Here is a 12,099-nt window from a genome sequence, read left to right as displayed (position 1 = left end):
CTAGGACGATGATCTGCACGGTGGATGAAAGTCATGGAATTACGGCATTTACGCTATTTTGCAGCGGTGGCAGAAGAACAGAGTTTTACCAAAGCAGCCGATAAACTCTTTACCGCCCAGCCCTCTTTAAGCCAGCAGATTAAGGATTTAGAAGAAGAAGTCGGGGTTCGTTTGCTGGATCGCTCCGCGCGGCAGATTCAACTGACCGATGAAGGCCGGGCCTTTTTACCTTATGCCTTGCAAGCGATTGAAAACGCCAAACTTGCAATTGCCGCAGCGCGTCAGGTGGCGCATCAGAAAAACAACCAGATTCATATTGGCTTATTGAACGTGGCCGAGCTGAAAGTGCTGCCGCTGATGCTAGAACGCTTAAAACAGGCCATTCCCAATCTGCAGATTCATATCCAGAGCCTGACCTGTCTGGAGCAGATTCAGCGCCTGAAAAATGCTGAGCTGGATTTAAGCCTGACCCGTTATGCCATTCAGCAGGATGATTTTGTCGATCTTCCCATTTTGTCAGAGAAAATCTATCTGGTGTCAGGGCAAAAATCTGCACCGACCAAGTCGCGGATGAGTGCTGAAGCCTTGCTGCAACAGCGGCTGATTATGTGCGAGCAAACCGCTTCTCCGGTGTTTTATGAACAGGTCACCCGGCAGGTGCCGATTGAACAGATGCCGGCCGAGCAGTTACTCTGGGTCACCAATGTATTGCAGCATATTAATCTGATTAATCTGGGGATGGGCTACAGTTTTGTGCCGGAATATCTGCTGCGCTTTCTGAATGAGCATGTGGCGATCATTGAAACCGATTTTGAAGTTCAGCCGCTCCATCTATATGCCAATTACCGTAAAAATAACCATAATCTGGCACTGCAGCTCATTACTCAGGAACTGGCCAAACTCGAAATCTCGGTCACTGAGAGCTGATCAGCCCCGATCTTCCGGACTGATCAGCGAGTTTTTCAGGAGGACATTATTGCGCAGGCATGTGGGTTTGAATAAAGCGCACCAGCTCGGCATTTCTCTGCACAATGGCCTGGGTATGCGAGGCACCCGGGACCAATTCATATTCAACCGTCGTCCCCATTTCTCTTAAGTTATCTACCAGTGCCGTGGTGACAGCTGCCGGCACAGCAGTATCTGCTTCACCCTGAATCACCATAATCGGTTTATCCAGCTTTTTGGTGGCCGGCTGGTTAATGGCCAGGAAGCGCTTAATGGTTGCATTGTCCTGGAAATTTGCCGTCAGCCCCGGATAATCAGCCACAGCAAGACCACTATTTTCAGTAAAGGCATCTATATCTTCTCTAAAGGACTGCATCAGCTCGTCCAGACATTGGCCATTTTCACCATTGTTGCCTTCGGCTTCTGGCACAATATCCTGCGATTCCGGCTGGAAGATGCTGAGGTAATTAAAGTCCGGTTCATAGGCTTTAATGCCGACCGCGACATAGGCAGCATAGGCCATCAGTTCTGCATAGACATTACGGGCCGTTCCAACCGGATACAGACCAACACTCTCTGCCAGCTCCAGATCATGAATGGCCGCCGGCGCGACTTCCGCAATGATATAACCCAGACTCGAAGCCGGTGCTGCTGCCACTGCACCTTTATAATTGGCATCCTGATTGGCAAATTCCGCAGTACCTAAAGAGGCATGACCACCCTGTGACTGCCCCACCGACATCCAGGCACCATGCATGTGTGCACCCAGATCTTCTTTTAAGGCGCGTACTGAATAAATAGCAGACTGGGCCGCACTTTCTAAATGTAAATACGGATGAATGCCCGGCGTGCCCAGCCCTTCATAATCTGGCGCGACAATCACATAGCCTGCGGCCAGTAAACTTTCCGCCATGGCCTTAAAACGCGGATTTAAACTGTTGCGACTCGGTGCACAATGATCAGCAATGCCCACTGTTCCATGTTCCCAGACCACCACACGCCAGCCATCTACCGGACGAGGTGCGGACGGATAAAATACCATGGCGGTAGCTTCTGTTTTCTGGTCACGTACATTTGGCATTTTATAGGTCATGACCCGGATGATCGCACCTTCAATACCATCTTGGGTATAGGCAGCATCAGATACAAAAGTTTTGTCACGGATAAAGTTAAAGTCATTATCATCGCCACCACATGCTGTAAATAACAGCGCCGAGGAGCAGGTTACCGCCAATAACAGTTTTTTAAATGTCGTTGTCATCTTGAATTCCTCTTTATCTTCTTGTTGTTAAGTACTCAGCCTGAGTTCTTTGAATTAAGCATAAAAAAAAGCATCCTGCTCGGATGCTTTGTTGGCTTTTTGCAAGATCAGACCAAATGCATAAACCTAGAGAAGTGCAAGAAAAATTCCGGCAAAAATCATCAGCCCAACCCAACGGTTATGCCGAAAAGCCCAGAAACATTGCTGCGGATTGCGGTCTTTGGTTTTGTGCCATTGATAGATAAAATCCAGTGCCACCACAGCCAGTGCCACCAGACCAAATGGCATGAACAGATTTTCGATCCACAACGCCGCGCCAATCAGGAGCAGACTGATCAGCTGCAAGGCAGAAATAATCTCAATATCATAACGGCCAAATAAAATGGCGGTCGATTTCACCCCAATTTTGAGATCATATTCGCGGTCAGTAATCGCATATTGAGTGTCATAGGCCACAGTCCAGGCCAGGTTGCCAAAGTACAATAACCAGCAGGTTAAATCCGGGGTTGCACCCACCGCGGTATAGGCCATAGGAATAGACCATGAAAATGCGGCGCCCAGAAATACCTGCGGTAAATGAGTATAGCGTTTCATAAACGGGTAGATAAAAGCCAGAAATAACGCCCCAAACGACCAGTAAAAGGTTTCAAGCGGCAAGAACAACAACAGGCAGGCACTGGCAGCAACCAGCACCAGAAACACCATCACCGCTTCTTTAGCGCTAATGATGCCGGTGGCCAAAGGACGGGTTTTGGTGCGCTCAACATGGGCATCGACTTTACGGTCGGCAAAGTCATTAATGGCACAGCCTGCCGCACGCATAAAGATCACACCCAGAATCATTGGAATCAGCACACCTATGGTCGGTGTTCCCTGAGCAGCAATCCATAAGGCCCACATGGTTGGCCAGAACACCAGTTCGGTGCCAATCGGCTTATCAAAACGGCATAAATAGTAATAGGCTTCCAAGCGCTCACGCCAGGTAATTGAATGTGCAGTTGCCATGACTGTCCTTAACCACGTTGCTGTTGAAAAGAAGAATGTAGAAATTGCTCAAAGCTGGGCAAGAAACTTTCTTGCACAATAAATTTACAGCCATGCCAAGTATAGCAGCTCTGTCTGGTCCAGCCTTCGGGCAATAAAATCACCCGGCGCTCACAGGCCGGATTGGTACGTTGAAACAAAAACCGGCCAATCGGCTTTTTACCAATATGCTTGAACAGGCGTGCTTTTTTTTGCAGGCTTAAAATCGGAAAAATACTTTTGGCTTGAACCCAGGGCTGCTCTTCACAGCCATATAAATAGCTTTCCCGCACCCAGGAGGTATGCTGATGCGGCATGCCCAGCCATTTGGCATCTTCAAAGCTCAGGCGCTGGAAACTTTCGCGCAGTGGCTGTACCTGAAACTGGCCACCGGCCAGATCGGTTAATTGTTGTGTCAGAGAGCCCGGTGCATACAGCCATGTCTTCAATCCTGCAGGAATGGTCTGATCCTGAAATTGACAGGTCTGCTGGCCGCGCATCACTTATTCCTCTTTTATCGCTTGGCCTAGTGTAACTGAAATCTGTTACTAAACCATGGGCTTTTCAGCCAAAAAGCGCAAATGTCATATTCACTATCAATCTACCTCACCTAAATGAATATGAAGGCCATAAAAAAATCCGCGACAAGCGCGGATTTTCTGAGCATGAATCTGAGGTCAAATTACAGGCTGTAGTACATGTCTAATTCAACTGGGTGAGTAGTCGTGTTCAGACGACGAACTTCTTCAGTTTTCAGCTCGATATAAGCATCGAGCATTTCTTTTGTAAACACGCTACCTTTTAACAGGTAGTCATGGTCAGCGGCCAGTGCTTCCAGCGCCATTTCAAGGCTGTGAGCAACGGTTGGAATTTTTGCTTCTTCTTCCGGTGGAAGATCGTACAGGTTCTTGTCCGCAGCTTCACCTGGGTGAATCTTGTTCTGGATACCGTCAATACCCGCCATTAACAGTGCCGCGAAACCTAAGTACGGGTTCATCATTGGATCTGGGAAACGTGCTTCAATACGTTTGCCTTTCGGGCTAGACACGTAAGGAATACGGATAGAAGCAGAACGGTTACGCGCTGAGTAAGCCAGCATAATCGGTGCTTCGAAGTGCGGAACCAGACGCTTGTACGAGTTAGTCGAAGGGTTAGTAATCGCATTCAATGAACGGGCATGCTTGATGATACCGCCAATGAAGTACAGTGCCATTTCAGACAGACCAGCGTATTCATCACCCGCGAACAGGTTTTTGCCGTCTTTAGAAATCGACATATGCACGTGCATACCTGAACCGTTATCGCCTACCATTGGTTTAGGCATAAACGTCGCAGTTTTCGCGTATTGGTGCGCTACGTTCCACACCGCATATTTGAACTGTTGCACTTCGTCAGCTTTACGCACCATGGTGTTGAAGCTCACACCAATCTCTAACTGGCAAGATGCAACTTCGTGGTGATGTACTTCTACACGACCTGGGCCCATGATCTCTTCGATTTTTGCACACATATCTGCACGCATATCGTGGTGAGAATCAACTGGAGGAACCGGGAAGTAACCGCCTTTAACGCGTGGACGGTGGCCAGAGTTACCAGACTCGTAGTCTTTACCTGTAGACCAAGCCGCTTCTTCAGCAATTAAAGTGTGGCGTGCGCCAGACATATCGATGTCCCATTTCACTTCGTCAAATACGAAGAATTCTGGTTCTGGGCCAAAGAATGCAGTATCACCAATACCGGTAGACTTTAAGTAATCTTCTGCACGGCGAGCAATCGAGCGTGGGTCACGTTCATAACCCTGACCTGTAGATGGTTCGATGACATCACAAGTCACGACAACTGTTGGTTCCGCAAAGAATGGGTCGATGAAACCAGTTTCAGCGTCTGGACGTAAAATCATGTCAGATGCTTCAATGCCTTTCCAACCAGCAATTGAAGAACCATCAAACATTTTACCGTCTTCGAAGGTATCTTCATCGATACTGTCTGCAGGGTAAGTTACGTGCTGCTCTTTACCCTTAGTATCAGTAAAGCGGAAATCGACCCATTTTGCACCACTTTCTTGTATGAGTTGAAGGACCTTGTTCGCCATGCTCATTTTGCTCCAATGATATTTTGTTGCACACCCAAGTGCGTGTTAGTAGTTGGCAGTTATTAAGCAATTACCGTACCAACTTTTAAAAGCAAAGTTAAAATATTGAATTTCTTATGAGAAATTAAGATTTAGGGATTTTGCTTTGTGCCTATTATACTAGGGCTATACTGAAATGCACCATATTCAAGCACTCTTTGCGATTTTTCCTGCAAAAGATTTCTCGTGTGTATCAAAATAGTGCAAATAATCAGGTTTTATTTTAACACAGCTTAATAATACTGCTGTTTATTTCGCCAATTTCGCGCTTCATGCAATTTTTCTAATGAATTTCAGACTGGATTAATTGAGTGATTTATAGATAAAAACTCTTTTTTCCAGTAAAAATCAGATTTTCATTTATTTCTGCTTTTTTTTTCTTCAAGTGCTTTTCTGTGCGCTTTTCGCAAGTCGTGCTCAGCTAAATTTTTATGCCCATTTTAAAATGCGCCATTTTGGTGAATCTGCGTCATTATGCATCATTTTAGGGGTTTGGCAGCAAGAGGGGTCAACATCACAGCGGACACGTAAAAGCCACAAGCTGAATGCAGCTCAGCCATAAACTTAAAAGATTTCATCTGTATAAAAGCTATTCTGCTTGAAAATGTTCAGCCGCACATGTTTATTTTTTGCTATGATGATTTGCACTGCGTTTTCCCCGCATTTTTTCGCTCGAAAAATAGCCGTGTTGTGACCTCCCTCCACTTTGGAAAACCAGGCATTTCAGGGAATTCTTCAAGCACAGTCAGGTGCATAAATTTTGACAGGTTAAGCTCATGCTTTTGATGATCGATAATTACGACAGCTTTACTTACAACATCGTCCAGTATTTTGGCGAGTTAAATCAAGAAGTTAAAGTCGTTCGCAATGACAGCGTCACATTAGAAGATATTGAGCGATGGCAACCGAAATATTTGGTGATTGGTCCTGGTCCGTGCTCACCATCTGAAGCCGGCATTTCCATTCCAGCGATTCAGCATTTTGCCGGCAAAATCCCGTTATTGGGCGTATGTCTGGGCCATCAGAGTATTGGTCAGGCCTTTGGCGGCAACATTGTACGGGCCAAAAAAGTGATGCACGGCCGTTTATCGGATATGTATCACAGCGATCAGGGTATTTTCAGCAATTTGCCCTCCCCGTTTTCTGCGACCCGTTACCACTCGCTGGTGATTGATCAGGCGACCTTACCAGAATGTCTGGAAGTCACCTGCTGGACCAATGAAGCCGATGGTTCCATGGAAGAAATTATGGGCGTGAAACATAAGACATTGCCGGTCGAAGGCGTACAGTTCCACCCGGAATCCATTTTGAGCCAGCATGGCCACAAAATCTTCCAGAACTTTTTAGAAATTTATGCCTAATTTGCACAAAGTGAACACCATGAATATTCAACAAGCTTTAAATCATATTACAAAACAGATTCACCTGACTCAGCCACAAATGGAAGATGTGATGCGTGCCATCATGTCGGGCGAAGCCACCGATGCGCAAATTGGCGCCCTGATGATGGGTCTGCGCCTGAAAGGTGAAAGCATTGATGAAATTACCGCAGCCGCGCGCGTGATGCGCGAGTTCGCGATTAAAATTGACGTTAGCGATATTCCGTATCTGGTCGATATTGTCGGTACCGGCGGTGATGGCCAGAACCTGTTTAACGTATCGACGGCATCCAGCTTTGTGATTGCAGCCGCTGGCGCAACCATTGCCAAACATGGTAACCGCGGCGTATCGACCAAATCTGGTTCCTCTGACCTGCTGGAACAGGCTGGAATTAACCTAGACTTAAACATGCAGCAAACTGAACGCTGTATCCGCGATATGGGCGTAGGTTTCCTGTTTGCGCCGAACCATCATAAAGCCATGAAATATGCAGTTGGCCCACGTAAGGAACTGGGTATTCGTAGTATTTTCAACCTGCTCGGCCCGCTTACGAATCCGGCCGGAGTTAAACGTTTTGTGATTGGCGTATTCTCCAGCGAACTCTGCCGCCCGATTGCTGAAGTGATGAACCAGCTGGGTGCTGAACACGTGCTGGTGGTGCATTCACGTGATGGTCTGGATGAAATCAGTCTGGCATCTGCCACGACCGTAGCAGAACTGAAAGATGGGGAAATCACCGAATGGACCATTACTCCAGAAGAAGTGGGCATTGAATCGCAAACCCTCACCGGTCTGGTGGTGGAAAACTCGGCAGAAAGTCTGGCCCTGATTAAAGATGCACTTGGCAAAAATAAATCTGAACGCGGTGAAAAAGCGGCCAACATGATTGCCCTGAATGCCGGCGCCGGGATTTATGTGTCTGGTCTGACCAAAACCTATCAACAGGGTGTGGCACTGGCGCATGACATTATTTATGGCGGTCAGGCACTGGAAAAAATGGGCGTACTGGCCGAATTTACCAAAACCTTAAAACAGTACGAAGCTTAAGACGGCAGGATAAAATCATGGTGGATATCGCAAATACCATTTTAGGTAAAATTGTTGATCGCAAACAGGAAGAGTTTGCTGCACGTCTGAAACAGCGCAGTTTGAATGATCTGGAACAACTAGCCCAGGCCGCCACACCGGTGCGCGGTTTTGCCCAAAGCTTGAAAAGCAAACGTCCGGGCGTGATTGCAGAAATAAAAAAGGCCTCGCCATCTAAAGGGATTATTCGTGAAAACTTTAATCCGGCTGAAATTGCCCAGCAATATGAAGCTGCCGGTGCTGCCTGTCTGTCTGTACTGACCGATGTCGATTTTTTCCAGGGCGCTGATGAAAATATCGCGCTGGCCCGTAACCATTGCAGCCTGCCTGCACTGCGGAAAGACTTCCTGATTGATCCTTATGGTGTGGTTGAAGCTCGTGCGCTACATGCCGACTGTATCTTGCTGATTGTGGCCTGCCTGTCAGACCAGCAACTAGAAGAAATGTCGAAAACCGCGTTTGAACACAATCTGGATGTACTGGTTGAGGTGCATGACGAAGAAGAGCTGGAACGCGCTTTGCGTTTAAGTGATCGCTGTCTGCTTGGCGTGAACAACCGTAATTTAAAAACCTTTGATGTGGATTTAAACACCTCATTGCGTCTGAAAAAATTACTCGATCCAGCACGTTTACTGGTAACCGAAAGCGGTATTGCCACCCCGGCAGATGTCAAGATGATGCAGGAGCATGACATTCATGCCTTCCTGGTCGGTGAAAGCTTTATGAAACAACCGTGTCCGGATCAGGCCTTTAGCGAGCTGTTTGGTACGCCGCAAAAGGTCTAAGTCTTGGTGCAGTTCAGGAGGCAGGTTTATCCTGAACTGTGCGATTGCACTGCCCTACTTTCATAGGGCGGTCATCTTCCTATATCGCCCCATCTTAACATCTCTCATTTCAAGCCAGATGCAGCGCCAAGCTGAATCCGTTTCAGTTCAAATCAGGCGTAATTCAGACTATACTGGATTGAAATTTTATCCTCCTATTTTCGATTATGAGCAAACACGATTCTTCGCTATCGAAAGAACAGTTTAAATTACTCAAAGACTTTAAAAAGCAGATCAGTAATCCGCATCCGCGCGTAGAGCCAGCAGCGCCGGCCATCAAAACTGCCGAACAGGAACAGGCCGAAGATTTTGAGCTGTTTCAAAAAGAAATGCGTGGGGTCCAGAAAATGGATCATGGCAATATCGCGCAGGTGAACCAACCGGCCAAGAAAAAGCTGGATGCCCAGACCCTGGCTAAACGCGTAGCCGCCGAAGGCCCCATGCAAACTGATGAGACCATTTTGTCGGACACGCAAGCCATGCTCAATCCGGTGGGCAGTCAGGCCAGTTTAAGCTACCGCATTGCCACCTTGCAGCATAAGGTGTTTGAAGATTTAAAAGCTGGCAATTTGCGCTGGTTTGAAGCGGTCGACCTGCATGGCTGTACCGTGGAAGAAGCCCGGGTGGCCGTGCTGCAAATTATTCAGATGGCCAAAGATGAAAATCAGAACGTGATTAAAATTGTGCATGGGAAAGGCCCGGAAGCCATTTTAAAAACCTATGTCAATGGCTGGTTACGTCAGCATCGCGATGTTCTGGCCTTTGTCAGTGCGCCGGAAAAACAGGGCGGCACCGGTGCGGTGCTGGTTCTGCTAAAACGTGCAGAAAAGAATCCAAAGTTTAAACAATAAGCGGATTTTTCCTCAAAAGCAGGCATTGTTGCGGTTTTCTGCTACAATGCCGTCCTTGTTCAATATCAGTGTAAGTGAACACGTCTTATGTCTATGCAGCAATCCTACGCAAACATTCTTACTGCCGTTGGTGAAGATTTAAATCGCCCTGGTCTCAAAGATACGCCTATGCGTGCTGCTAAAGCATTTTCGTATTTAACCTCGGGTTATAGCCAGACGTTGGCTGAAGTGACCAACAACGCCGTGTTCCCGTCTGATAACCGTGAAATGGTGCTGGTCAAAAATATCGAATTCTATTCGCTATGCGAGCATCACCTGCTGCCATTTTATGGCCGTGTGCATATTGCCTATTTACCGGAAGGCAATGTTTTGGGACTGTCTAAATTTGCCCGTATTACTGAAATGTTTGCGCGCCGTTTACAGATTCAGGAAAACCTGACCCAGCAGATTGCAGAAGCCGTGGCTGAAGTGACCAAAGCCCGCGGTGTTGCGGTGGTGATTGACTCTGCACACATGTGCATGATGATGCGTGGTGTTGGCAAGCAGGAATCGACCACACGTACCGTGTCATTTATTGGTGACTTTAAAACCGATAAAGATGCACGCCGTGAATTTTTAAGTGCTGTGCCTGAAAGTTACTAAGCTAAAATCATGCTGAAGCCTCGACATCTGTTGGGGCTTTTTTATGCCTTATTTTTTATACTACTGTTGGTTTCCCTGTTATTTTAAGGAATGCAAATGTCTTCAATTTATTTAGCCGGTCAGGGCCTGACCCAAAGTGAATGCAGTGTCGACTTCCCGCGTCCAGATCGTTTGGTCAAAGGCAATCCCAAACGTGATACATATAGTGCCTATGAACATCCCAATATGAGCTGTGGCATCTGGCAGTGCGAAGTCGGCGCCTGGAATATTATCTTTGCTGACAATAAACAGGAATTCTTTAATGTGATTGAAGGCGTGGTGCGTATTCATGACCAGCACGGACAATATATTGAAGTTACCGCCGGTCAGGCCGGAATTATTCCACCGGGTTTTGTCGGTACCTTTGAAGTGGTTGCAGCAGTGAAAAAATATTATGTGGTGGTTGAGGCCTAAAATACCGCTTGAGCTTTTTGATGTTTTGGCTGGTTTTATCTTGCTGCTTTGATATAAAAAACGCCCGACAGTTTTGGGCGTTTTTTCATGCCGGGATGAGACTTAAAAGGCTTATTTGGCCAGATAGACCTGATTACGTCCGGCATTTTTGGCGCTATATAAGGCTGCATCTGCGGCATCCAGAAAACGCTGATAATCCGGATGGCCATCATACTGCACTGCGCCAATACTCACGGTAAATTTAAAACTCTCACCTTCAGCAGAACGGATTGGGGTATCTTCAACCCGGCGACGGATGGTTTCGGCAATCATCTGGGCCCGGTTCCAGTCACTATCGACCAGCAGCAATAAAAACTCTTCCCCACCAACCCGGAAAGCATAATCACTGCCCTTGCTCGATTCCAGCAGCACTTCGGCCATAAACTGCAAGGCCAGATCACCGGCGGCATGGCCATAGCGGTCATTAATCTCTTTAAAGAAATCGGCATCAATCGCCAGTAGACTTAAAGGTGAGCGGTTTTTGCGCGAGAACTGGATTTCACGAATCAGGATGGTATTTAAATAACGCCGGTTTAACAGCTGGGTCAGCGAATCATTGCCCGTGCCGATATATTCCGCCACCTGAAACAGCTGATCGACCAGATGCTGGATTTCGCGGTTTTTACAGCGAATCTGCTGAATCAGTAACAGCTTCTGCTGCTGATTGGAAGTGTCCAGCAGCTGCTGGTTCAACTGATCCACCTGATAAATCCGCTGGATAATAAACTCGACCTGCTCGGCGCTGGCAAAAGCATAGGCTGCTTTATGAATGAACCACAGGCCAAATTCAGATTTGGAGAGTGGCGGATGAAACAGCTGTGACTGGTCAGAAAAGGCTTTAAACATCAGCTCATTTTCCCAGTCCAGCAGACAACCGCGCTGGCGGTCTTTTTGCACGGCCACATCCTGCATGGCAGAAAACAGGCGGTAGGTGTGTTTCATATCATTATGAATTTCCACCTTGGCCTCATAAGTGCGGCACATAATTTCCGCGGCCAGGCTCAGCACCTGGGTCATATAATCGGCAGCAGCCAGTACATCGGCCTGCGGGGTTTGCAGAAAAAAGGCAAAACTTTTGCGCTGGATTTCGCGGATGCCGCGAATAATCAGCCAGGAGGGAACGCCAATACGCGCATGCACTTCCCCAACTTTCAGCTGCTTGGCGACAATGGCTTTAAAATCCTGCTTGAACGGAACTGCAAAACTGTCCAGCAGCCATTGCTGCAAGGCATTTTTCAGGCGGCTACGCACCAGTTCATCAGACAGGAAATAAGAGGCTTCCTGCTCCTTCATCATCTGTCGATAAAATTCGGCCACCAGCACCGTGACATGCTGTTGAATGAACTCGAAGCTATAGCTTAAATCGGTTTCAGAAAATTGCCCGCAAATCGCCTGCCACTGCGCTGCAAGTTCCTCTATACGCTCTTGGTTCATACAACCGCCTCACACAGATGAATTACAGCG

General features: G+C 47.3%; 12 protein-coding genes. 7 read left to right on the top strand and 5 right to left on the bottom strand.

What is annotated here, in order from left to right:
* Window positions 1-33 precede the first annotated feature (33 nt).
* Complete coding sequence (locus ACVLR6_RS04375; protein ID WP_016659982.1) at window positions 34-927, top strand: LysR family transcriptional regulator; 894 nt, start codon at window positions 34-36, stop codon at window positions 925-927.
* A gap of 46 nt (window positions 928-973) precedes the next feature.
* On the opposite strand, the gene ACVLR6_RS04370 is transcribed toward ACVLR6_RS04375, so the two are convergent.
* From ACVLR6_RS04370 to glnA, 4 genes are all read right to left on the bottom strand, one after another.
* Entirely contained in the window at window positions 974-2,206 is a 1,233-nt protein-coding gene (locus ACVLR6_RS04370) for an alpha/beta hydrolase family protein (protein WP_286422942.1), read from the bottom strand.
* 126 nt (window positions 2,207-2,332) lie between these two features.
* Window positions 2,333-3,211 (bottom strand): 4-hydroxybenzoate octaprenyltransferase, encoded by an 879-nt coding sequence (gene ubiA / locus ACVLR6_RS04365; RefSeq protein WP_005176488.1) that lies wholly within the window; start codon window positions 3,209-3,211, stop codon window positions 2,333-2,335.
* Window positions 3,212-3,219: 8 nt separating this feature from the next.
* Entirely contained in the window at window positions 3,220-3,729 is a 510-nt protein-coding gene (locus ACVLR6_RS04360) for a chorismate--pyruvate lyase family protein (protein ID WP_016659978.1), read from the bottom strand.
* A gap of 182 nt (window positions 3,730-3,911) precedes the next feature.
* Window positions 3,912-5,327 (bottom strand): type I glutamate--ammonia ligase, encoded by a 1,416-nt coding sequence (glnA, locus tag ACVLR6_RS04355; RefSeq protein WP_171301053.1) that lies wholly within the window; start codon window positions 5,325-5,327, stop codon window positions 3,912-3,914.
* Window positions 5,328-6,136: 809 nt separating this feature from the next.
* Between glnA and ACVLR6_RS04350 the strand changes: the two genes are divergently transcribed.
* The 6 genes from ACVLR6_RS04350 to ACVLR6_RS04325 all read left to right on the top strand — a co-directional run bounded on the left by ACVLR6_RS04350 (window position 6,137) and on the right by ACVLR6_RS04325 (window position 10,596).
* Complete coding sequence (locus ACVLR6_RS04350) at window positions 6,137-6,721, top strand: anthranilate synthase component II (RefSeq protein ID WP_218952640.1); 585 nt, start codon at window positions 6,137-6,139, stop codon at window positions 6,719-6,721.
* A gap of 19 nt (window positions 6,722-6,740) precedes the next feature.
* Entirely contained in the window at window positions 6,741-7,787 is a 1,047-nt protein-coding gene (gene trpD, locus ACVLR6_RS04345; protein WP_016659977.1) for an anthranilate phosphoribosyltransferase, read from the top strand.
* 17 nt (window positions 7,788-7,804) lie between these two features.
* Complete coding sequence (gene trpC, locus ACVLR6_RS04340; RefSeq protein WP_005176475.1) at window positions 7,805-8,611, top strand: indole-3-glycerol phosphate synthase TrpC; 807 nt, start codon at window positions 7,805-7,807, stop codon at window positions 8,609-8,611.
* Window positions 8,612-8,817: 206 nt separating this feature from the next.
* Window positions 8,818-9,501 (top strand): Smr/MutS family protein, encoded by a 684-nt coding sequence (locus tag ACVLR6_RS04335; RefSeq protein ID WP_286422941.1) that lies wholly within the window; start codon window positions 8,818-8,820, stop codon window positions 9,499-9,501.
* Between the two features lie 93 nt (window positions 9,502-9,594).
* Window positions 9,595-10,143, top strand: a complete 549-nt coding sequence (folE, locus tag ACVLR6_RS04330; protein WP_005176473.1) for a GTP cyclohydrolase I FolE — start codon at window positions 9,595-9,597, stop codon at window positions 10,141-10,143.
* 96 nt (window positions 10,144-10,239) lie between these two features.
* Window positions 10,240-10,596: a cupin domain-containing protein gene (locus tag ACVLR6_RS04325; RefSeq protein ID WP_168395011.1), complete on the top strand. Its 357-nt coding sequence runs from the start codon at window positions 10,240-10,242 to the stop codon at window positions 10,594-10,596.
* A 111-nt stretch (window positions 10,597-10,707) separates the two neighbouring features.
* On the opposite strand, the gene ACVLR6_RS04320 is transcribed toward ACVLR6_RS04325, so the two are convergent.
* Complete coding sequence (locus ACVLR6_RS04320; RefSeq protein WP_286422940.1) at window positions 10,708-12,069, bottom strand: diguanylate cyclase; 1,362 nt, start codon at window positions 12,067-12,069, stop codon at window positions 10,708-10,710.
* Between the last annotated feature and the right edge of the window lie 30 nt (window positions 12,070-12,099).

The sequence above is a fragment of the Acinetobacter sp. T63 genome, from assembly GCF_053852345.1.
Note: the sequence above shows the minus strand (reverse complement) of the source record. Positions and strands in the feature narration are given on the sequence as shown.

Bases quoted from the DNA above. Each gene is read 5' to 3' on its own strand.
- ubiA (WP_005176488.1), bottom strand. From the start codon at position 3,211: ATGGCAACTGCACATTCAATTACCTGGCGTGAGCGCTTGGAAGCCTAT.
- trpC (WP_005176475.1), top strand. From the start codon at position 7,805: ATGGTGGATATCGCAAATACCATTTTAGGTAAAATTGTTGATCGCAAA.
- ACVLR6_RS04370 (WP_286422942.1), bottom strand. From the start codon at position 2,206: ATGACAACGACATTTAAAAAACTGTTATTGGCGGTAACCTGCTCCTCG.
- trpD (WP_016659977.1), top strand. From the start codon at position 6,741: ATGAATATTCAACAAGCTTTAAATCATATTACAAAACAGATTCACCTG.
- ACVLR6_RS04360 (WP_016659978.1), bottom strand. From the start codon at position 3,729: ATGCGCGGCCAGCAGACCTGTCAATTTCAGGATCAGACCATTCCTGCA.
- glnA (WP_171301053.1), bottom strand. From the start codon at position 5,327: ATGAGCATGGCGAACAAGGTCCTTCAACTCATACAAGAAAGTGGTGCA.
- ACVLR6_RS04350 (WP_218952640.1), top strand. From the start codon at position 6,137: ATGCTTTTGATGATCGATAATTACGACAGCTTTACTTACAACATCGTC.
- ACVLR6_RS04375 (WP_016659982.1), top strand. From the start codon at position 34: ATGGAATTACGGCATTTACGCTATTTTGCAGCGGTGGCAGAAGAACAG.
- ACVLR6_RS04320 (WP_286422940.1), bottom strand. From the start codon at position 12,069: ATGAACCAAGAGCGTATAGAGGAACTTGCAGCGCAGTGGCAGGCGATT.
- ACVLR6_RS04325 (WP_168395011.1), top strand. From the start codon at position 10,240: ATGTCTTCAATTTATTTAGCCGGTCAGGGCCTGACCCAAAGTGAATGC.
- ACVLR6_RS04335 (WP_286422941.1), top strand. From the start codon at position 8,818: ATGAGCAAACACGATTCTTCGCTATCGAAAGAACAGTTTAAATTACTC.
- folE (WP_005176473.1), top strand. From the start codon at position 9,595: ATGCAGCAATCCTACGCAAACATTCTTACTGCCGTTGGTGAAGATTTA.